This is a genomic window from Pseudomonas umsongensis (assembly GCF_012647205.1).
Lineage (GTDB): Bacteria > Pseudomonadota > Gammaproteobacteria > Pseudomonadales > Pseudomonadaceae > Aquipseudomonas > Aquipseudomonas umsongensis.
Map to the genome: position 1 here is coordinate 256,786 of NZ_CP051487.1, position 23,725 is coordinate 280,510.

Below are 23,725 nucleotides of genomic sequence, written 5' to 3' on the forward strand. Positions count from 1 at the left end.
GCTGTCGGTGGTGTTGACGGTTGCATCCGCAGCGCTGATGACCAGGTTCTCGAAGGTCTTGCCCGCGACTTCCGCCCCGGTGATGTGCAGGGTCTGGGACGTCGGGTCTTGGTAGACGTCTTCGGCGTTGGTATCGCCGCTGTAGATCGCGCTGGTTTGACCCGCCGTGATCACCACCGATTTTCCGTTGCTCAGGGTGACGGTGAAGTCATCGGCCAGGGCACGGTTGATGCTGACGGTGAAGCTCGGCGCGCTGCCTTCGGTGACGTCGCCGTTGGCGACGATGCCGACGGTGACCTTGTTGGCATCGCCTTTTGCGTCGTCGCTGATGGTCACGCTGGTGGTGTCGCTGCCGAGCACCAGGTTTTCGTAGTTGTTGCTGCCGCTGACACCGGTCAACTGATTAACCACAGTCACCGGCTGGTCGACGTAGAGGTTGTCAGCGACCGGAACGCTGGTGCTGCCAGACGTCTGGTTGGCGGCAATGTTGATCACGGTGCCATCGGTCAGGGTAAAGCTCAGGCCACCGTGGTTATTGACCGGCAGGCCGTCGGCGTTGCTCAGGGTCACGGTGTAGGTGATCTGCCCACCTTCGTTGACGCTGGTGCTGTCCACCGTCAGTTTGGCCACCACGTCGTTGGTGGTGTCGGTGGTGTTGACGGTTGCGTCCGCAGCGCTGATGACCAGGTTCTCGAAGGTCTTGCCGGCCACGGAGGCGCCAGTGATGTGCAGGGTCTGGGACGTCGGGTCTTGGTAGACGTCTTCGGCGTTGGTATCGCCGCTGTAGATCGCGCTGGTTTGACCCGCCGTGATCACCACCGATTTTCCGTTGCTCAGGGTGACGGTGAAGTCATCGGCCAGGGCACGGTTGATGCTGACGGTGAAGCTCGGCGCGCTGCCTTCGGTGACGTCGCCGTTGGCGACGATGCCGACGGTGACCTTGTTGGCATCGCCTTTTGCGTCGTCGCTGATGGTCACGCTGGTGGTGTCGCTGCCGAGCGCCAGGTTTTCGTAGTTGTTGGTGCCGCTGACGGATTGCAGCTGATTGTCGATGACGACAGGTTGATCAACATACAGGTTGTCCGGCACCGGTACGCTGGTGCTGCCAGACGTTTGGTTGGCGGTGATGTTGATCACCGTGCCGTCTTTCAGGGTGAAAGTCAGGCCGCCGTGGTTGTTCACCGGCAAGCCGTCAGCGTTGCTCAGGGTCACGGTGTAGGTGATCTGGCCACCTTCGCTGACGCTGGTGCTGTCCACCGTCAGTTTGGCCACCACGTCATTCGTGGTGTCGGTGGTGTTGACGGTTGCATCCGCAGCGCTGATGACCAGGTTTTCGAAGGACTTGCTCGCGACTTTCGCGCCGGTGATGTGCAGGGTCTGGGACGTCGGGTCTTGGTAGACGTCTTCGGCGTTGGTATCGCCGCTGTAGATCGCGCTGGTTTGACCCGCCGTGATCACCACCGATTTGCCGTTGCTCAGGGTGACGGTGAAGTCATCGGCCAGGGCACGGTTGATGCTGACGGTGAAGCTCGGTGCGGTGCCTTCTACCACGTCGCCGTTGGCGGCGATGCCCACGGTGACCTGGTTGCCGGCACCGTTCGCCTCGTCGCTGATGGTCACGCTGGTGGTGTCGCTGCCGAGCACCAGGTTTTCGTAGTTGTTGCTGCCAGTGACACCGGTCAATTGATTGTCGATGACGACAGGTTGATCAACGTACAGGTTGTCCGGCACCGGAACACTGGTGCTGCCGCTGGTTTGATTGGCAGCGACGTTGATCACCGTGCCGTCGGTCAGGGTAAAGCTCAGGCCGCCGTGGTTATTGACCGGCAGGCCATCGGCGTTGCTCAGGGTCACGGTGTAGGTGATCTGGCCGCCTTCGCTGACACTGGTGCTGTCCACGGTCAGTTTGGCCACCACGTCGTTGGTGGTGTCGGTGGTGTTGACCGTGGCCGCGGTGTTGTCGATCACCAGGTTCTCGAAAGACTTGCCCGCAACTTCCGCCCCAGTGATGTGCAGGGTCTGGGACGTCGGGTCTTGGTAGACGTCCTCGGCGTTGGTGTCGCCAGCGTAGATCGCGCTGGTTTGACCTGCGGTAATGGTGACGGTCTTACCGTTGCTCAGGGTGACGGTGAAGTCATCGGCCAGGGCACGGTTGATGCTGACGGTGAAGGTCGGCGCGGTGCCTTCCACCACGTCGCCGTTGGCGGCGATGCCCACGGTGACCTTGTTGGCGGCGCTGTTTGCGTCGTCGCTGATGGTGACGCTGGTGGTGTCGCCGCCAAGCACCAGGTTTTCGTAGTTGTTGCTGCCAGTGACACCGGTCAATTGATTGTCGATGACGACAGGTTGATCAACGTACAGGTTGTCCGGCACCGGAACACTGGTGCTGCCGCTGGTTTGATTGGCAGCGACGTTGATCACCGTGCCGTCGGTCAGGGTAAAGCTCAGGCCGCCGTGGTTATTGACCGGCAGGCCATCGGCGTTGCTCAGGGTCACGGTGTAGGTGATCTGGCCGCCTTCGCTGACACTGGTGCTGTCCACGGTCAGTTTGGCCACCACGTCGTTGGTGGTGTCGGTGGTGTTGACCGTGGCCGCGGTGTTGTCGATCACCAGGTTCTCGAAAGACTTGCCCGCAACTTCCGCCCCAGTGATGTGCAGGGTCTGGGACGTCGGGTCTTGGTAGACGTCCTCGGCGTTGGTGTCGCCAGCGTAGATCGCGCTGGTTTGACCTGCGGTAATGGTGACGGTCTTACCGTTGCTCAGGGTGACGGTGAAGTCATCGGCCAGGGCACGGTTGATGCTGACGGTGAAGGTCGGCGCGGTGCCTTCCACCACGTCGCCGTTGGCGGCGATGCCCACGGTGACCTTGTTGGCGGCGCTGTTTGCGTCGTCGCTGATGGTGACGCTGGTGGTGTCGCCGCCAAGCACCAGGTTTTCGTAGTTGTTGCTGCCGCTGACGGATTGCAGCTGGTTGACCACGGTCACCGGCTGGTCGACGTAGAGGTTGTCTGCCACTGGTACGCTGGTGCTGCCGCTGGTTTGATTGGCAGCGATGTTGATCACCGTGCCATCGGTCAAGGTGAAGCTCAGACCGCCGTGGTTATTCACCGGCAGGCCATCGGCATTGCTCAACGTCACGGTGTAGGTGATCTGGCCGCCTTCGCTGACGCTGGTGCTGTCCACGGTCAGTTTGGCCACTACGTCGTTGGTGGTGTCGGTGGTGTTCACCGTGGCCGTGGAGTTGTCGATCACCAGGTTCTCGAAGGTTTTACCAGCCACGGAAGCGCCGGTGACGTTCAAGGTCAGGGACGATGGGTCTCGGTAGACGTCTTCGGCATTGGTGTCGCCGGTGTAGATCGCGCTGGTTTGACCCGCCGTGATCACCACCGATTTGCCATTGCTCAAGGTGACGGTGAAGTCATCGGCCAGGACGCGGTTGATGGACACGGTAAAGGTCGGCGCGGTGCCTTCGGTGACGTCGCCGTTGGCGGAAATGCCCACGGTGACCTGGTTGCCGGCACCGTTCGCCTCGTCGCTGATGGTGACGCTGGTTTTATCGCTACCAAGCACCAGGTTTTCGTAGTTGTTGCTGCCAGTGACACCGGTCAATTGATTGTCGATGACGACAGGTTGATCAACGTAGAGGTTGTCAGCGACCGGAACACTGGTGCTGCCAGACGTCTGGTTGGCAGCAATGTTGATCACCGTGCCATCGGTCAGGGTAAAGCTCAGGCCGCCGTGGTTGCTCACCGGCAGGCCATCGGCATTGCTCAACGTCACGGTGTAGGTGATCTGGCCGCCTTCGCTGACGCTGGTGCTGTCCACGGTCAGTTTGGCCACTACGTCGTTGGTGGTGTCGGTGGTGTTCACCGTGGCCGTGGAGTTGTCGATCACCAGGTTCTCGAAGGTTTTACCAGCCACGGAAGCGCCGGTGACGTTCAAGGTCAGGGACGATGGGTCTCGGTAGACGTCTTCGGCATTGGTGTCGCCGGTGTAGATCGCGCTGGTTTGACCCGCCGTGATCACCACCGATTTGCCATTGCTCAAGGTGACGGTGAAGTCATCGGCCAGGACGCGGTTGATGGACACGGTAAAGGTCGGCGCGGTGCCTTCGGTGACGTCGCCGTTGGCGGAAATGCCCACGGTGACCTGGTTGCCGGCACCGTTCGCCTCGTCGCTGATGGTGACGCTGGTTTTATCGCTACCAAGCACCAGGTTTTCGTAGTTGTTGCTGCCAGTGACACCGGTCAATTGATTGTCGATGACGACAGGTTGATCAACGTAGAGGTTGTCAGCGACCGGAACACTGGTGCTGCCAGACGTCTGGTTGGCAGCAATGTTGATCACCGTGCCATCGGTCAGGGTAAAGCTCAGGCCGCCGTGGTTGCTCACCGGCAGGCCATCGGCATTGCTCAACGTCACGGTGTAGGTGATCTGGCCGCCTTCGCTGACGCTGGTGCTGTCCACGGTCAGTTTGGCCACTACGTCGTTGGTGGTGTCGGTGGTGTTCACCGTGGCCGTGGAGTTGTCGATCACCAGGTTCTCGAAGGTTTTACCAGCCACGGAAGCGCCGGTGACGTTCAAGGTCAGGGACGATGGGTCTCGGTAGACGTCTTCGGCATTGGTGTCGCCGGTGTAGATCGCGCTGGTTTGACCCGCCGTGATCACCACCGATTTGCCATTGCTCAAGGTGACGGTGAAGTCATCGGCCAGGACGCGGTTGATGGACACGGTAAAGGTCGGCGCGGTGCCTTCGGTGACGTCGCCGTTGGCGGAAATGCCCACGGTGACCTGGTTGCCGGCACCGTTCGCCTCGTCGCTGATGGTGACGCTGGTTTTATCGCTACCAAGCACCAGGTTTTCGTAGTTGTTGCTGCCAGTGACACCGGTCAATTGATTGTCGATGACGACAGGTTGATCAACGTAGAGGTTGTCAGCGACCGGAACACTGGTGCTGCCAGACGTCTGGTTGGCAGCAATGTTGATCACCGTGCCATCGGTCAGGGTAAAGCTCAGGCCGCCGTGGTTGCTCACCGGCAGGCCATCGGCATTGCTCAACGTCACGGTGTAGGTGATCTGGCCGCCTTCGCTGACGCTGGTGCTGTCCACGGTCAGTTTGGCCACTACGTCGTTGGTGGTGTCGGTGGTGTTCACCGTGGCCGCGGAGTTGTCGATCACCAGGTTCTCGAAGGTCTTGCCGGCCACGGAGGCGCCGGTGACGTTCAAGGTCAGGGACGATGGGTCTCGGTAGACGTCTTCGGCATTGGTGTCGCCGGTGTAGATCGCGCTGGTTTGACCCGCCGTGATCACCACCGATTTGCCATTGCTCAAGGTGACGGTGAAGTCATCGGCCAGGACGCGGTTGATGGACACGGTAAAGGTCGGCGCGGTGCCTTCGGTGACGTCGCCGTTGGCGGAAATGCCCACGGTGACCTGGTTGCCGGCACCGTTCGCCTCGTCGCTGATGGTCACGCTGGTGGTGTCGCTGCCGAGCACCAGGTTTTCGTAATTGTTGCTGCCAGTGACACCGGTCAATTGATTGTCGATGACGACAGGTTGATCAACGTAGAGGTTGTTCGGCACCGGTACGCTGGTGCTGCCAGACGTTTGGTTGGCAGCGATGTTGATCACCGTGCCATCGGTCAGGGTAAAGCTCAGGCCGCCGTGGTTGCTCACCGGCAGGCCATCGGCATTGCTCAACGTCACGGTGTAGGTGATCTGGCCGCCTTCGCTGACGCTGGTGCTGTCCACGGTCAGTTTGGCCACTACGTCGTTGGTGGTGTCGGTGGTGTTCACCGTGGCCGCGGAGTTGTCGATCACCAGGTTCTCGAAGGTCTTGCCGGCCACGGAGGCGCCGGTGACGTTCAAGGTCAGGGACGATGGGTCTTGGTAGACGTCTTCGGCGTTGGTGTCGCCGGTGTAGATCGCGCTGGTTTGACCTGCCGTGATCACCACCGATTTGCCGTTGCTCAGGGTGACGGTGAAGTCATCGGCCAGGGCACGGTTGATGCTGACGGTGAAAGTCGGAGCATGACCTTCCACTACGTCGCCGTTAGCGGAAATGCCCACGGTGACCTTGTTGCCGGCACCGTTTGCTTCGTCACTGATGGTGACGCTGGTTTTATCGCTGCCAAGCACCAGGTTTTCGTAGTTGTTGCTGCCAGTGACACCGGTCAATTGATTGTCGATAACGACAGGTTGATCAACGTAGAGGTTGTCCGGCACCGGAACGCTGGTGCTGCCAGACGTCTGGTTGGCGGCGACGTTAATGACGGTGCCGTCTTTCAGGGTGAAAGTCAGGCCGCCGTGGTTGTTCACCGGCAAGCCATCGGCGTTGCTCAGGGTCACGGTGTAGGTGATCTGGCCACCTTCGCTGACACTGGAGTTGTCCACGGTCAGCTTGGCCACCACGTCGTTGGTGGTGTCGGTGGTGTTAACGGTTGCATCCGCAGCGCTGATGACCAGGTTTTCGAAAGACTTGCCCGCGACTTCCGCCCCAGTGATGTGCAGGGTCTGGGACGTCGGGTCTTGGTAGACGTCTTCGGCATTGGTATCGCCAGCGTAGATCGCGCTGGTTTGACCCGCCGTGATCACCACCGATTTCCCATTGCTCAGGGTGACGGTGAAGTCATCGGCCAAAGCGCGGTTGATGGACACGGTAAAGGTCGGAGCAGTGCCTTCGGTGACGTCGCCGTTGGCGGTAATGCCCACGGTGACCTTGTTGCCGGCGCTGTTTGCGTCGTCGCTGATGGTGACGCTGGTGGTGTCGCCGCCAAGCACCAGGTTTTCGTAGTTGTTGCTGCCGCTGACACCGGTCAACTGATTAACCACAGTCACCGGCTGGTCGACGTAGAGGTTGTCAGCGACCGGAACGCTGGTGCTGCCAGACGTCTGGTTGGCGGCAATGTTGATCACCGTGCCATCGGTCAAAGTGAAGCTCAGGCCACCGTGGTTATTGACCGGCAGGCCATCGGCATTGCTCAGGGTCACGGTGTAGGTGATCTGCCCGCCTTCGCTGACGCTGGAGTTGTCCACGGTCAGTTTGGCCACTACGTCGTTGGTGGTGTCGGTGGTGTTAACGGTTGCATCCGCAGCGCTGATGACCAGGTTTTCGAAAGACTTGCCCGCGACTTCCGCCCCAGTGATGTGCAGGGTCAGGGACGTCGGGTCTTGGTAGACGTCTTCGGCATTGGTATCGCCAGCGTAGATCGCGCTGGTTTGACCCGCCGTGATCACCACCGATTTCCCATTGCTCAGGGTGACGGTGAAGTCATCGGCCAAAGCGCGGTTGATGCTGATGGTGAAGGTCGGCGCGGTGCCTTCCACCACGTCGCCGTTGGCGGCGATGCCCACGGTGATCTTGTTGGCGGCGCTGTTTGCGTCGTCGCTGATGGTGACGCTGGTGGTGTCGCCGCCAAGCACCAGGTTTTCGTAGTTGTTGCTGCCGCTGACGGATTGCAGCTGGTTGACCACGGTCACCGGCTGGTCGACGTAGAGGTTGTCTGCGACCGGTACGCTGGTGCTGCCAGACGTCTGGTTGGCGGCAATGTTGATCACGGTGCCATCGGTCAGGGTAAAGCTCAGGCCACCGTGGTTATTGACCGGCAGGCCATCGGCATTGCTCAGGGTCACGGTGTAGGTGATCTGCCCGCCTTCGCTGACGCTGGAGTTGTCCACGGTCAGCTTGGCCACCACGTCGTTGGTGGTGTCGGTGGTGTTGACGGTTGCGTCCGCAGCGCTGATGACCAGGTTCTCGAAGGTCTTGCCGGCCACGGAGGCGCCAGTGATGTGCAGGGTCTGTGACGTCGGGTCTTGGTAGACGTCTTCGGCGTTGGTGTCGCCGGCGTAGATCGCGCTGGTTTGACCCGCCGTGATCACCACCGATTTCCCGTTGCTCAGGGTGACGGTGAAGTCATCGGCCAAAGCGCGGTTGATGGACACGGTAAAGGTCGGAGCAGTGCCTTCGGTGACGTCGCCGTTGGCGGCGATGCCCACGGTGACCTTGTTGCCGGCGCCGTTCGCTTCGTCGCTGATGGTGACGCTGGTTTTATCGCTGCCGAGCATCAGGTTTTCGTAGTTGTTGCTGCCGCTGACGGATTGCAGCTGGTTGACCACGGTCACCGGCTGGTCGACGTAGAGGTTGTCTGCCACTGGTACGCTGGTGCTGCCGCTGGTTTGATTGGCAGCGATGTTGATCACCGTGCCATCGGTCAAGGTGAAGCTCAGACCGCCGTGGTTATTCACCGGCAGGCCATCGGCATTGCTCAACGTCACGGTGTAGGTGATCTGGCCGCCTTCGCTGACGCTGGTGCTGTCCACGGTCAGTTTGGCCACTACGTCGTTGGTGGTGTCGGTGGTGTTAACGGTTGCATCCGCAGCGCTGATGACCAGGTTTTCGAAAGACTTGCCCGCGACTTCCGCCCCAGTGATGTGCAGGGTCTGGGACGTCGGGTCTTGGTAGACGTCTTCGGCATTGGTGTCGCCGGTGTAGATCGCGCTGGTTTGACCCGCCGTGATCACCACCGATTTGCCGTTGCTCAGGGTGACGGTGAAGTCATCGGCCAGGGCACGGTTGATGCTGACGGTGAAAGTCGGCGCGTTGCCTTCCACTACGTCGCCGTTAGCGGAAATGCCCACGGTGACCTTGTTGCCGGCACCGTTCGCCTCGTCGCTGATGGTCACGCTGGTGGTGTCGCTGCCGAGCACCAGATTTTCGTAGTTGTTAGTGCCGCTGACGGATTGCAGCTGGTTAACCACGGTCACCGGCTGGTCGACGTAGAGGTTGTCAGCGACCGGTACGCTGGCGCTGCCAGACGTTTGGTTGGCGGCAATGTTGATCACCGTGCCATCGGTCAAAGTGAAGCTCAGGCCGCCGTGATTATTCACCGGCAGGCCATCGGCGTTGCTCAACGTCACGGTGTAGGTGATCTGGCCACCTTCGCTGACGCTGGTGCTGTCCACGGTCAGCTTGGCCACCACGTCGTTGGTGGTGTCGGTGATGAGCACCGAAGCCGGATTGCCAATGACCAGATTTTCCAGCGCAGTGCCACCGGCAGTGGCGCCGTTGACGCCGAGCGTTACGGTGCTGCCATCCTTGTAGACGTCATCGCCTTGAGCCGAAAGGGTGTGCACCTTTTCGGTTTCGCCAATGGCGAAGGTCACAGTCTGGCCGTTGCTCAGGGTCACGGTCAGGGCGTGATCCTGGGCCTTGTCCAGCTTGATGGTGAAGCTCGGATCCTGGTTTTCCGCCACCGAGCCATTGCCGACGATGGAGATGCCGACCTGGTCGTCTTGACCGGCCGGCTCGTCGGTGACAGTGGTTTCCAGCGCGTTCTGCCCGAGGGTCAGTTTTTCGAAATTGTCCGCACCGCTCACCGATTCCAGCTTGTTGATGATGGTAGGCTGGCCGCCGACCAGGATGTCATCCGGGGCGGTGATGGTGAACGAACCGGAAGTCGTGTTGGCCGGCACCTTGATCTGTGTGCCATCGGTCAGGGTGAAGGTCAGTTCGCCGTGATTGTTGATCGGCAGACCTGCGGCGTTGGTCAGGGTTACGGTGTAGGTGATCTGCCCGCCTTCCGCGACAGTCGTTTTATCCGCGGTGAGTGTCGCAACGACTTCGCTGATGGTATCGCTGATGACCACAGACGCCGGATTGCCAACGACCAGGTTTTCCAGAACCCTGCCATCGGCAGTCGCACCGCTGATGCCAAGGTTGACGGTGCTGCCGTCCTTATAGACGTCATCACCCTGGGCTGGCAGGGCGTAAGTGGTCTGCAACGCACCTGCGGCGATCACCACAGTCTGGCCGTTGCTCAAGGTCACGGTCAGGTCGTGATCAAGTTGTTGGTCAACCTTGATGGTGAAAGTCGGTGCGCCATTCTCCAACACGTCGCCAGCACTTTCGATGATGACAGTGACTGCGTCGCCCGCTCCAGCCGGCTGGTCGGTGACGGTCGTGGTCAGCGTGTTCTGATCCAGGGTCAGCTGTTCGAATTTCTCGCCACCCGTCACGGTTTCCAGCTTGTTGACCAGCGAGGGCTGGCCGCCGGTGAACACGTCATTGGTCGTGGCCACGATGGCCGAACCCGTGGTGCCGTTCGCTGGAACGGTGATGGTCGTGCCGTCGGTAAGCTTGAACGTCAGCTCGCCGTGGTTGTTGATTGGCAGGCCCGCTGCATTGCTCAGGGTCACGGTATAGGTGACCAAACCGCCTTCAACGACCGACGACTTGTCGACGGTCAGGGTGGCGATCACTTCGCTGGTAGTGTCGCCGATGTTAACTTCGGCTTCGTTGCCAATCACCAGGTTTTCAAACGTCTGGCCGTCCACAGCGGCGGTGGTGATGCCCAGCTTGATGGTCTCGCCATCTTTATAAACATCATCACCCTGAGTCGGCAGGGCGTAGGTGGTTTGTGTCGAGCCGGCCGCGATGGTTACGGATTGGCCGTTGCTCAAAGTCACCGTCAGATCATGATCGAGCTTCTGATCGACTTTGATAATGAAGGTCGGCGCGGCATTTTCTAGCACATTGCCAGCGCTTTCGATGGTTATGGTGACCTTGTCAACGCTGTCACTGATCTGGGTGACTGCGGGCTCGGGATTTGGCACCAGGTTCTCAAAGTTACCGCCGGTAGCACCAGTAATCGTGGTGCTGACCGTACTGCCATTCACGTACACATCATTGGCCGGTGTCTCAACGACCACGGTACCCGTAGTCTTGCCCGCCTCGATGGTAATGACCGAGCCATTGCTCAAGGTCACGGTCACCGGTGTGCCGGCCGGGTTGGTCAAGGTGGCGGTGTAGGTGATCGAACCACCTTCGACCACAGCGCCGGTCGCGGTGAGCGTCAGGCCGGTGGTGTCTGGCGAATCGGTGATGGTGGTCACGGCTGGCGTGGTGCTGGGCACCAGGTTTTCAAAATTGCCGCCGGTAGCGCCAGTAATCGTGGTGCTGACCGTACTGCCATTCACGTACACATCATTGGCCGGGGTTTCAACGACCACGGTACCCGTAGTCTTGCCCGCCTCGATGGTAATGACCGAGCCATTGCTCAAGGTCACGGTCACCGGTGTGCCGGCCGGGTTGGTCAAGGTGGCGGTGTAGGTGATCGAACCACCTTCGACCACAACACCGGTCGCGGTGAGCGAAACCCCAGTGGTGTCTGGCGAATCGGTGATGGTGGTCACGGCTGGCGTGGTGCTGGGCACCAGGTTCTCAAAGTTGCCGCCAGTAGCACCAGTAATCGTGGTGCTGACCGTACTGCCATTCACGTAAACATCATTGGCCGGTGTATCGACGACCACAGTGCCGCTGGTCTTGCCCGCTTCGATGGTAATGACCGAGCCATTGCTCAAGGTCACGGTCACCGGTGTACCGGCCGGGTTGGTCAAGGTGGCGGTGTAGGTGATCGAACCACCTTCGACCACAGCGCCGGTCGCGGTGAGCGTCAGGCCGGTGGTGTCTGGCGAATCGGTGATGGTGGTCACGGCTGGCGTGGTGCTGGGCACCAGGTTTTCAAAATTGCCGCCGGTAGCGCCAGTAATCGTGGTGCTGACCGTACTGCCATTCACGTAAACATCATTGGCCGGTGTATCGACGACCACAGTGCCGCTGGTCTTGCCCGCTTCGATGGTAATGACCGAGCCATTGCTCAAGGTCACGGTCACCGGTGTACCGGCCGGGTTGGTCAAGGTCGCGGTGTAGGTGATCGAACCACCTTCGACCACAGCGCCGGTCGCGGTGAGCGTCAGGCCGGTGGTGTCTGGCGAATCGGTGATGGTGGTCACGGCTGGCGTGGTGCTGGGCACCAGGTTTTCAAAATTGCCGCCGGTAGCGCCAGTAATCGTGGTGCTGACCGTACTGCCATTCACGTAAACATCATTGGCCGGTGTATCGACGACCACAGTGCCGCTGGTCTTGCCCGCTTCGATGGTAATGACCGAGCCATTGCTCAAGGTCACGGTCACCGGTGTACCGGCCGGGTTGGTCAAGGTGGCGGTGTAGGTGATCGAACCACCTTCGACCACAGCGCCGGTCGCGGTGAGCGTCAGGCCGGTGGTGTCTGGCGAATCGGTGATGGTGGTCACGGCTGGCGTGGTGCTGGGCACCAGGTTTTCAAAATTGCCGCCGGTAGCGCCAGTAATCGTGGTGCTGACCGTACTGCCATTCACGTACACATCATTGGCCGGGGTTTCAACGACCACGGTACCCGTAGTCTTGCCCGCTTCGATGGTGATGACCGAGCCATTGCTCAAGGTCACGGTCACCGGTGTGCCGGCCGGGTTGGTCAAGGTGGCGGTGTAGGTGATCGACCCACCTTCGACCACGGCGCCGGTCGCGGTAAGCGAAACCCCAGTGGTGTCTGGCGAATCGGTGATGGTGGTCACGGCAGGCGTGGTGCTAGGCACCAGGTTTTCAAAGTTACCGCCGGTAGCACCAGTAATCGTGGTGCTGACCGTACTGCCATTCACGTACACATCATTGGCCGGTGTCTCAACGACCACGGTACCCGTAGTCTTGCCCGCCTCGATGGTAATGACCGAGCCATTGCTCAAGGGCACGGTCACCGGTGTGCCGGCCGGGTTGGTCAAGGTGGCGGTGTAGGTGATCGAACCACCTTCGACCACAACACCGGTCGCGGTGAGCGAAACCCCAGTGGTGTCTGGCGAATCGGTGATGGTGGTCACGGCTGGCGTGGTGCTGGGCACCAGGTTCTCAAAGTTGCCGCCAGTAGCACCAGTAATCGTGGTGCTGACCGTACTGCCATTCACGTAAACATCATTGGCCGGTGTATCGACGACCACAGTGCCGCTGGTCTTGCCCGCTTCGATGGTAATGACCGAGCCATTGCTCAAGGTCACGGTCACCGGTGTACCGGCCGGGTTGGTCAAGGTGGCGGTGTAGGTGATCGAACCACCTTCGACCACAGCGCCGGTCGCGGTGAGCGTCAGGCCGGTGGTGTCTGGCGAATCGGTGATGGTGGTCACGGCTGGCGTGGTGCTGGGCACCAGGTTTTCAAAATTGCCGCCGGTAGCGCCAGTAATCGTGGTGCTGACCGTACTGCCATTCACGTAAACATCATTGGCCGGTGTATCGACGACCACAGTGCCGCTGGTCTTGCCCGCTTCGATGGTAATGACCGAGCCATTGCTCAAGGTCACGGTCACCGGTGTACCGGCCGGGTTGGTCAAGGTCGCGGTGTAGGTGATCGACCCACCTTCGACCACGGCGCCGGTCGCGGTGAGCGTCAGGCCGGTAGTATCTGGCGAATCGGTGATGGTGGTCACGGCAGGCGTGGTGCTGGGCACCAGGTTCTCAAAATTACCGCCGGTAGCACCAGTAATCGTGGTGCTGACCGTGCTGCCATTCACGTACACATCATTGGCCGGTGTCTCAACGACCACGGTACCCGTAGTCTTGCCCGCCTCGATGGTAATGACCGAGCCGTTGCTCAAGGTCACGGTCACCGGGGTGCCGGCCGGGTTGGTCAAGGTGGCGGTGTAGGTGATCGAACCACCTTCGACCAAAGCACCGGTCGCGGTAAGCGAAACCCCAGTGGTGTCGGGCGAATCGGTGATGGTGGTCACGGCTGGCGTGGTGCTAGGCACCAGGTTCTCAAAATTACCGCCGGTAGCACCAGTAATCGTGGTGCTGACCGTGCTGCCATTCACGTACACATCATTGGCCGGTGTCTCAACGACCACGGTACCCGTAGTCTTGCCCGCCTCGATGGTAATGACCGAGCCATTGCTCAAGGTCACGGTCACCGGTGTGCCGGCCGGGTTGGTCAAGGTGGCGGTGTAGGTGATCGAACCACCTTCGACCACAACACCGGTCGCGGTGAGCGAAACCCCAGTGGTGTCTGGCGAATCGGTGATGGTGGTCACGGCTGGCGTGGTGCTGGGCACCAGGTTCTCAAAGTTGCCGCCAGTAGCACCAGTAATCGTGGTGCTGACCGTACTGCCATTCACGTAAACATCATTGGCCGGTGTATCGACGACCACAGTGCCGCTGGTCTTGCCCGCTTCGATGGTAATGACCGAGCCATTGCTCAAGGTCACGGTCACCGGTGTACCGGCCGGGTTGGTCAAGGTGGCGGTGTAGGTGATCGAACCACCTTCGACCACAGCGCCGGTCGCGGTGAGCGTCAGGCCGGTGGTGTCTGGCGAATCGGTGATGGTGGTCACGGCTGGCGTGGTGCTGGGCACCAGGTTTTCAAAATTGCCGCCGGTAGCGCCAGTAATCGTGGTGCTGACCGTACTGCCATTCACGTAAACATCATTGGCCGGTGTATCGACGACCACAGTGCCGCTGGTCTTGCCCGCTTCGATGGTAATGACCGAGCCATTGCTCAAGGTCACGGTCACCGGTGTACCGGCCGGGTTGGTCAAGGTCGCGGTGTAGGTGATCGAACCACCTTCGACCACAGCGCCGGTCGCGGTGAGCGTCAGGCCGGTGGTGTCTGGCGAATCGGTGATGGTGGTCACGGCTGGCGTGGTGCTGGGCACCAGGTTTTCAAAATTGCCGCCGGTAGCGCCAGTAATCGTGGTGCTGACCGTACTGCCATTCACGTAAACATCATTGGCCGGTGTATCGACGACCACAGTGCCGCTGGTCTTGCCCGCTTCGATGGTAATGACCGAGCCATTGCTCAAGGTCACGGTCACCGGTGTACCGGCCGGGTTGGTCAAGGTGGCGGTGTAGGTGATCGAACCACCTTCGACCACGGCGCCGGTCGCGGTGAGCGAAACCCCAGTGGTGTCTGGCGAATCGGTGATGGTGGTCACGGCAGGCGTGGTGCTAGGCACCAGGTTCTCAAAATTACCGCCGGTAGCGCCAGTAATCGTGGTGCTGACCGTGCTGCCATTCACGTACACATCATTGGCCGGTGTCTCAACGACCACGGTACCCGTAGTCTTGCCCGCTTCGATGGTAATGACCGAGCCATTGCTCAAGGTCACGGTCACCGGTGTGCCGGCCGGGTTGGTCAAGGTGGCGGTGTAGGTGATCGAACCACCTTCGACCACAGCGCCGGTCGCGGTGAGCGAAACCCCAGTGGTGTCTGGCGAATCGGTGATGGTGGTCACGGCTGGCGTGGTGCTGGGCACCAGGTTCTCAAAGTTGCCGCCAGTAGCACCAGTAATCGTGGTGCTGACCGTGCTGCCATTCACGTAAACATCATTGACCGGTGTCTCGACGACCACGGTACCCGTGGTCTTGCCCGCTTCGATGGTAATGACCGAGCCGTTGCTCAAGGTCACGGTCACCGGTGTGCCGGCCGGGTTGGTCAAGGTGGCGGTGTAGGTGATCGAACCACCTTCGACCACAGCGCCGGTCGCGGTGAGCGTCAGGCCGGTGGTGTCGACGGTGTCGGTGACCTGAGTCACGGCTGGAACCGTTGGAGGAATGACCACTATTGCGCCACCGGTGATGCCGGTGACAGTGACCGAGATCTGGGTCGCATCTTTATAAACGGTGTCGTTCGGCGCGAGCGGAACGTTCACGGTGCCGGTGATTTGACCGGCGGCGACGATGATCACTGCACCATTGGACAGCGTAACGGTCAGGTCGGTCAGGGGCGCCTGGCTCAGGGTCGCGGTGTAGACCAGTACGCCGCCGGCCTCGGTGATTGTCGGGGTGGCGCTCAGGCTCAGTGTCGACTGGAGCGGGTCATTGGCATTCGCATTGTTGTTGGTCGACTGGCCGCCCGGGGTCTCCAGGGTGACCTGCGCCGCGGAATCGAGGCCTTCAGTCGGGAAACCAATGGTTGGGTCTACACGGCCAGCGGTGGCGTCCAGCATCACGAAACTATGGCCACCGCCAGCCGCGCCGCCAGTGCCTGCCGCCGCTGGGCCGGCCGCGGTCGGTTCAAGATCCTTGGTCGGGTCGGCGCCAGCAGCGATGGCTTGCTGCAGTTCTTCAACGGAGGGCGCGGCCTGTGCTGTGGCTGCTGCCAGGTCGGTGCTGGAGTCCGGAGCGCTGCCGCTCCACTGAGTATCGCGGCCCAGATCCAAAGTCCGGCCATCCGCCAACTCGAGCGTAACGGCCCCGGCCGCGCCCGTGTCTACCTGGTCGCCGACATACAGGCGGTCGCCTTCAACGAGCACACGACGGATGCCCTCCGGGGACACCACGAAAACTTGACCAACAATGTTTTTGACGATGGCCACAACGCTGCTCATTGAAGACTCTCCGGTGACACGTTCAGTTGACTTCCATGACCTGAGAGACAATCGCCTGATCAGTCTGGCCGTGCTTTTAAAACTACTTGAATGAAATATTGACGCGATGGAAGGTCAATTTATTGACTATATTCTTTCGCTATTAACTTTATGCCAAACTATTGACCTTCCTGTGGGCATCCTAAACAATCGTCCCAGTAATGTCACATTGATATTCACGCGATGACTGCCTCACAGGATGTGACCCAATTCTGAATTTTGACTTTCCGACATACGGCCATTCCGGTTGCCATCATCCGATGCAGCGCCGCTTTCTGCAGTGATTCAAGACAAGCATTCCCCGGGAAATTCCAACTATGCGTTTGCACCTGTTCAAGGCTTTACCCTTCGTCGTTGTCGCCAGTTTTGTTCAGGCTCAGACCCTTCCGCAGGCCATGCAACAGGCGCTGGAAGTCCATCCGGAGATCCAGGCAGGTGTTAACAGTCGATTGGCTGCGGATTATCAGTTAAAAGCGGCCCAGGGGGGATACCTGCCGCGGGTCGACCTGCTGGGCGGTTATGGTCGTGAAGGCACTGACAGCGTCGCCACTCGAGGTGCTGGCAGCAACAACCACTGGGAAACCTTGAACCGCAGCGAGTCGAACTTGCGCCTCTCGCAAATGGTGTTTGACGGTTATGCAACGTCCAGCGAAGTGGGGCGTCAACAAGCCACCGTGAATGCTCGCGCCTACTCCCTGTTGGGCACTTCGGAGCGAACCGCTCTCACCGTGGCACAGGTGTACCTGGATGTGCTGACGCGGCGCGAATTCGTGCGCCTGGCTGAAGAGAACCTCAAGAGCCATCAACGGATTTACGACCAGATCCAGTTGCGCACCCAGCGCGGTGTCGGCAGCGGTGCGGACCTGGACCAGGCTGAGGCGCGCATGGCTCAGGCGCGCAACAACCTGATTACCGAACAAACCAATCTGGCTGATGCCGAGACCAACTTCCTCAGTGCTGTCGGGCAGATGCCAGACCAGCTGGAACGTCCCGCCCCGTTCCTGGCGCTGTTGCCGGCCAGCCTGAACGAAGCCCGTGCGCAGATGCTGGAAAACAGCCCGATCCTGCGCTCCGCCGAGTCCGATATCGCGGCAGCGGAAAAACAGTATGAAGCCGCCAAGTCGAGCTTCTATCCACGTTTCGATGCTGAGCTCGGTCGTTCCGCCGACAATGACATCGATGGCCAGAACGGCCACAACAACGAATGGCAGGCCATGCTGCGCATGCGTTTCAACCTGTATGCCGGGGGCAGCAACAAGGCCGACATGGAATCGAAGTCCTACCTGTCGAACCAGGCGCTGGATATTCGCAACAACGCGTTGCGTCAATTGAACGAAGAGCTGGGCCTGGCGTGGAACGCGCAGAACAACGCCAATGCCCAGGTGCCCATCGCCCAGCAATACGTGGACCATAGCACCAGCGTGCGCACGGCCTATCAGCGCCAGTTCAGCCTCGGTGAGCGAACCCTGCTGGACTTGCTCGACAGTGAAAACGAGTTGTTCAACGCTTCGCGCCGTTTGGCCGAGATCAAGAACATTCAGTTATTTACTCAGTATCGAATCAAGGCGACCATGGGCGAGTTGCTCAAGAGCCAGGGAGTGGTCGCACCGTTGGCATCCGTCGTGCAGAACGATGTAAAGCCAAAGGTCCAGCTGCCCGGTATGAACTGAGCAGGATCTTATTGTTCATCCGTTAGCCAAGAGTGCCGAGCGTGGAATCAGAAGCCAGTCGAGTTCATCTCATTCATGACCCACGCGCGTTGCATGACGATCCTTTGCTGGACGGCTTGCTGAGCCTTTGTACGTTGCATCAAAAGCCCGCCAGCGCGGCGATGTTGACCACGGGCCTGCCGTTACCCAAGCAACGCCTGAGCGTCGAATTGTTGCCACGCGCAGCGGCGCGCGCCGGTTTGCAAGGGCGGGTGCTGGTGCGCAAGCTGGACCAGATCCCGGCGATCGCGATGCCGGCACTGTTGCTGCTCAAGGACGGTCGCAGTGCCGTGCTGCTTGGCTGGCAAGGCGACGACCTGGCCCGGCTGTTGCTCAGTGAAAGTGACGGCGGCGAGAGCCTGGTCAGTCGCGAGCTGCTGAACGACGACTACAGCGGCAAGGTGTTCTTTGCTCAACCCCAGCATAAATTCGACGTTAATCACGGCACCCTGATTCCCCGGGCGCGCTCATGGTTTCGCGACACCCTCATGCGTTCGCGCTGGCTTTACGCCGATGCCATCGCCGCCAGCTTCCTGATCAACATCATCGCCATGGCCGCGCCATTGTTCGTGATGAACGTCTACGATCGCGTGGTGCCGAACCAGGCCGAATCGACCCTGTGGGTACTGGCCATCGGCATCACCGGGGCCTACATATTCGACCTGATCCTCAAGAGCCTGCGCAGCCTCTGCCTGGACCTGGCGGGCAAGAAAACCGACCTGATCATCTCGGCGACGTTATTCGAGCGCATCGTCGGCATGGCCATGAAGTACCGTCCGGCGCGCGTCGGCAGCTTTGCCCAGAACATCCATGAGTTCCAGAGCCTGCGCGATTTTCTTGCGTCGCTGACCCTGACCAGCCTGATCGACCTGCCTTTTACGCTGCTGATCTTCCTGGTCATCGCCATTCTGGGCGGACACCTGGTGTGGATTCCGGTGTTGGCGTTCCCGATTGCCTTGCTGATCGGCTATGCCTTGCAGAAACCCCTGGTGGCCACCATGGAGCGCACCATGGCGCTCGGCGCCGAGCGGCAGTCGAGCCTGATCGAGACCCTTGCAGGGCTTGACGCGGTGAAGGTCAACAACGCTGAGAGCGAGCGCCAGTATCAGTGGGAGCAAACCATCGGTACCCTCAGTCGCCTTGAGTTGCGGGTGAAAATGCTGTCTGGCCTGGCGATGAATATCACCTTGCTGATCCAGCAACTGGCCGGCGTGATCATGATCGTCTTTGGTGTGTACCAGATCATCGCCGGCAACCTGAGCATGGGTGGCCTGATTGCCTGCTACATGCTCAGCGGTCGCGCACTCAGCCCGCTGGCGTCGTTGTCCGGCCTGCTGACACGCTACCAGCAGGCGCGTGTCACCATGACCTCGGTCGACCAGATGATGGAATTGCCCCAGGAGCGTAATTTCGAAGAACGCCCCTTGAGCCGCAAGGTGCTGCAAGGTGCCATCGAATGCCGCCAGCTGAATTTCACCTACCCGGACCAGCAAAACCCGGCGCTGAAAAACATCAATCTCACGATCAAGCCGGGCGAGAAGATCGGCATCATCGGTCGCAGCGGCTCGGGCAAGAGCTCCCTGGCCAAGCTGGTCGTGGGCCTTTATCAGCCCGATGAAGGTGCGCTGTTGGTTGACGGTGTGGACATCCGTCAGATCGACGTCAGCGAACTGCGCCACAACATTGGCTACGTGCCTCAGGATATCCAGCTACTCGCCGGTACGCTGCGCGACAACCTGGTCTCGGGTGCACGCTATGTAGAAGACGAAATGGTGCTGCAAGCCGCTGAACTGGCAGGCGTTCATGAGTTCGCCCGCTTGCACCCGCAGGGCTACGAACTGCAAGTCGGTGAGCGAGGGCAGAACCTGTCCGGCGGTCAGCGCCAGAACGTGGCCCTGGCCCGTGCATTGCTGCTCAACCCGCCGGTCCTGCTGCTCGATGAGCCAACCAGCGCCATGGACAACACCGGCGAAGAACGCCTCAAGCAACGGCTCGCCGCGGTGGTTGAAAACAAGACCGTGGTGCTGGTGACGCACCGTGCTTCGCTGCTGTCGCTGGTCGATCGCCTGATCGTCATCGACCGTGGGCAGATACTCGCCGATGGCCCGAAAGCCGTCGTGATGGAAGCGTTGAAGAAGGGGCAGATCAGTGTTGCTTAAGTCCGGCCTCAAAGGCTCCATCCGCCGTTACTTCAAAGGTTCCGACTCGCTTAGGGACCAGCCTCTGCCCGAGGTCAACAAGGCGCTTATCGAAGACGCCCCGCGCGTGGTGCGGCTGACCATCTGGACAATTATCGCCTTCTTCGTCTTCCTGATGCTCTGGGCCAACTTTGCGGTCATTGACGAAGTGACCAAGGGCGACGGCAAGGCGATTCCTTCCTCCAAGATTCAAAAGATCCAGAACCTTGAGGGCGGTATCGTCGCCGAGTTGTTCGTCAGTGAGGGGCAGATCGTCGAGGCCGGCGCGCCACTGATCCGCCTGGACGATACGCGGTTCGCCTCTAACGTCGGCGAAACCGAAGCCGACCGGCTATCGATGTTGCTTCGGGTGGAACGCTTGAGTGCTGAAGTCGATGACCGTCCGCTGAATTTTCCGTCTGACGTCTTGAAAGCGGTTCCCGGTCAGGCCGCGAGCGAAGAATCCCTGTACATCAGCCGTCGCCAGCAACTGCAGGATGAAATCGGCGGTTTGCAGGAGCAGTTGATCCAGCGTCAGCAAGAACTGCGCGAATTTACCTCCAAACAGTCCCAGTACCGCACTGCGCTGGGGTTGCAGCGCCAGGAAATCAACATGTCCGAGCCGCTGGTGGCCCAGGGTGCCGTTTCGCCCGTGGAAGTACTGCGACTCAAGCGCGCCGAGGTTGAAACCCGCGGGCAACTGGATGCCACCACCCTGGCGATCCCGCGTGCGGAGTCGGCGATCAAGGAAGTGGCGCGCAAGATCGAAGAGACCCGTGGAAAATTCCGCAGCGAGGCACTGACCCAGCTCAATGAAGCGCGCACTGACCTGAACAAGGCCCAGGCCACCGGCAAGGCGCTGGAGGATCGCGTGAGCCGGACAATGGTCACATCGCCGATGCGCGGCATCGTCAACAAGCTTCTGGTGAACACCATCGGGGGTGTGATTCAGCCAGGCAGTGACCTGGTGGAAATCGTTCCGCTGGACGATACCTTGCTGGTGGAAGCCAAGATCCGCCCACAAGATATCGCCTTCCTGCACCCTGGTCAGGAGGCGACAGTGAAATTCACCGCCTATGACTACACCATCTACGGTGGGCTCAAGGCCAGGCTCGAGCAGATCGGCGCGGACACCATCACCGACGAAGACAAGAAGACCACCTACTACGTCATCAAGCTGCGCACGGAGCGCAGCCACCTGGGGACGGATGAAAAGCCCCTGTTGATCATTCCGGGCATGGTGGCGTCGGTGGATATCATCACAGGCAAGAAGACCGTTCTGAGTTACCTGCTCAAACCGATCATCCGGGCTCGCGCCGAGGCATTGCACGAGCGGTGATTCGTTGGTACGGCTGATTGGCCTCTTCGCTGGCAAGCCAGCTCCCACCGGATCACGCGGTCCCTTGTAGGAGCTGGCTTGCCAGCGAAGGGGCCGCAAGGCTATTACAAGATTCAAGACCGCCTTTGCCGGCAAGCCGGCTCCTACAAAGGAGCGGCATCTCAAAAGCCATATCGTTATTCGTTAACGGTATTTAAATTTCAATTCTTATATCTATAAAGTCACTCTCCTGCGTACCTGCCGACCAATCGGCGCGCCGCACGACACGAACCAACACGGGACCTCCGTGAGTTTCTGATCGACGCGCGCGCCTTTGAGCGCGCCGTGCGTGGGAGTGATTTATGTCTGCAGCTTCACCATCGCCAAGCATCGCGCCACAATCTTTCGACATCCGCCCGTTCAGCGGTGCGGTGGGCGCCGAAATCATCGGCCTCGATTTGTCCCGCCCGGTCAATGACCAGGATTTCGCGCGCATTCACCGCGCGCACCTGAATCATCACGTGGTGGTGTTCCGCGACCAACGCATTACCCCCGAACAGCAAATCGATTTCAGCCGCCGTTTCGGTGTGCTGCAGATCCATGTGCTCAAGCAATTCCTGCTGGCCGGGCACCCGGAAATCCTCATCGTTTCCAACATTATCGAAAACGGCCAATCCGTCGGCCTGGGGGACGCCGGCAAGTTCTGGCACTCCGACCTTTCCTATAAAGAACTGCCAAGCCTGGGCTCGATGCTGCATGCTCAGGAACTGCCGTCCGAAGGCGGCGACACGCTATTCGCCGACATGCACAAAGCCTGGGACAGCCTGCCCGAGGCATTACGCAAAGCCGTTGAAGGTCGCTCGGCGGCGCACTCCTATACGGCGCGCTACAGCGAGACCAAATTCGAAGGCAACTGGCGCCCGACCTTGACCCCGGAACAACTGGCCCAGGTTGCCGAAGTCATTCACCCGGTGGTGCGTACCCACCCGGAAAACGGCCGCAAGGCGCTGTTCGTCAGCGAGGGTTTTACCACCCGTATCGTTGGCTTGCCGGAAGACGAGAGCAAGCATTTGCTCGACGAGCTCTACGCCCACAGCGTGTTGCCGCAAAACATCTACCGCCACCAGTGGCAGCCCCATGACCTGGTGTTCTGGGACAACCGATCGCTGATCCACCTCGCCGCCGGATGCCCCAGCCATCTGCGCCGCAAGCTGTATCGCACCACCATCCAGGGCGACGCGCCATTCTGATTTGTCGGAGATTTGACCATGTCCAAACGTCTACCCTTTGCACCGCTGGCCGCAGCAATCGGCCTGGGGTTCAGCCTGATCGCCGGCAGCCTGGTCGCACCGACCGTGGCCCAGGCCGAAGGTGAAATACGCATCGCCGAACAGTTCGGCATCGTTTACCTGCTGCTCAACGTGGTGCGCGATCAGAACCTGATCGAGAAGTACGGCAAGCAGCAAGGCATCGACATCAAGGTCGACTGGACGCAGCTCTCCGGTGGTGCCGCGGTCAACGATGCGCTGCTCTCCGGCTCCATCGATATCGCGGGTGCCGGCGTCGGCCCGCTGCTGACTATCTGGGACCGCACCCACGGCAAGCAGAACGTCAAGGCCGTGGCCTCCCTGGGCAACTTCCCGTACTACCTGGTCAGCAACAATCCCAAGGTCAAGACCATTGCCGACTTCACCGAGAAGGACCGTATCGCGGTACCGGCGGTGGGCGTGTCGGTGCAGTCGCGCTTCCTGCAATATGCCGCCGCCAAGCAGTGGGGCGACAAGGAATTCAACCGCCTCGACAAGTACACCATCGCCGTGCCGCACCCGGATGCCACGGCAGCGTTGATCGCCGGCGGTACCGAGCTGAGCGGGCACTTCTCCAACCCGCCATTCCAGGATCAGGCGCTGGCCAATCCAAACGTGCATGTGGTGCTCAACACCTATGATTTGCTGGGCCCGAACTCACCGACTGTGTTGTTCGCCACCGAAAAATTCCGCAATGAAAACCCGAAAACCTACAAAGCCTTCATCGACGCGCTGACTGAAGCGGCGACCTTTGCCCAGAACGATAAGGGCGCGGCAGCGGACACCTACCTTCGCGTCACCAAGGCCAAGATCGACCGCGCCGAGCTGCTGAAAATCATTGACAACCCGCAGTTCGAATTCAGCGTCACGCCGAAAAATACCTACCCCCTGGCCGAGTTCCTCTACCGCGTGGGCGCGATCAAAAACAAGCCGGATTCGTGGAAGGACTACTTCTTCCAGGACGCCAAACCGCTGCAAGGGAGCTGACCG

At 60.2% G+C, this 23,725-nt stretch carries 5 protein-coding genes and 1 pseudogene; 5 read left to right on the forward strand and 1 reads right to left on the reverse strand.

Annotation, left to right across the window (positions count from 1 at the left end; genetic code table 11):
• Positions 1–15: 15 nt before the first annotated feature.
• Positions 16–16,185 (reverse strand): annotated as a pseudogene (locus tag HGP31_RS01195) (immunoglobulin-like domain-containing protein); the annotation flags it as partial.
• A gap of 356 nt (positions 16,186–16,541) precedes the next feature.
• Here HGP31_RS01195 and HGP31_RS01200 point away from each other — a divergent pair.
• The 5 genes from HGP31_RS01200 (at position 16,542) to HGP31_RS01220 (ending at position 23,722) form a co-directional block, all read left to right on the forward strand.
• A complete protein-coding gene (locus HGP31_RS01200) occupies positions 16,542–17,894 on the forward strand; it encodes a TolC family outer membrane protein (RefSeq protein ID WP_168757042.1) in 1,353 nt (450 codons plus the stop codon).
• A 41-nt stretch (positions 17,895–17,935) separates the two neighbouring features.
• On the forward strand, positions 17,936–20,092 hold the full coding sequence (locus HGP31_RS01205; protein WP_168757043.1) for a type I secretion system permease/ATPase: 2,157 nt from the start codon (positions 17,936–17,938) through the stop codon (positions 20,090–20,092).
• Entirely contained in the window at positions 20,082–21,449 is a 1,368-nt protein-coding gene (locus tag HGP31_RS01210) for an HlyD family type I secretion periplasmic adaptor subunit (protein ID WP_020795875.1), read from the forward strand. The genes HGP31_RS01205 and HGP31_RS01210 overlap by 11 nt, the downstream gene beginning before the upstream one ends.
• A gap of 341 nt (positions 21,450–21,790) precedes the next feature.
• Positions 21,791–22,678 carry a TauD/TfdA dioxygenase family protein gene (locus HGP31_RS01215; RefSeq protein WP_168757044.1) on the forward strand — a complete coding sequence of 296 codons (888 nt, stop codon included), beginning with the start codon at positions 21,791–21,793 and terminating at the stop codon, positions 22,676–22,678.
• 18 nt (positions 22,679–22,696) lie between these two features.
• A complete protein-coding gene (locus HGP31_RS01220) occupies positions 22,697–23,722 on the forward strand; it encodes an ABC transporter substrate-binding protein (RefSeq protein ID WP_168757045.1) in 1,026 nt (341 codons plus the stop codon).
• Positions 23,723–23,725 lie beyond the last annotated feature (3 nt).

Bases quoted from the DNA above. Each gene is read 5' to 3' on its own strand.
- HGP31_RS01200 (WP_168757042.1), top strand. From the start codon at position 16,542: ATGCGTTTGCACCTGTTCAAGGCTTTACCCTTCGTCGTTGTCGCCAGT.
- HGP31_RS01215 (WP_168757044.1), top strand. From the start codon at position 21,791: ATGTCTGCAGCTTCACCATCGCCAAGCATCGCGCCACAATCTTTCGAC.
- HGP31_RS01220 (WP_168757045.1), top strand. From the start codon at position 22,697: ATGTCCAAACGTCTACCCTTTGCACCGCTGGCCGCAGCAATCGGCCTG.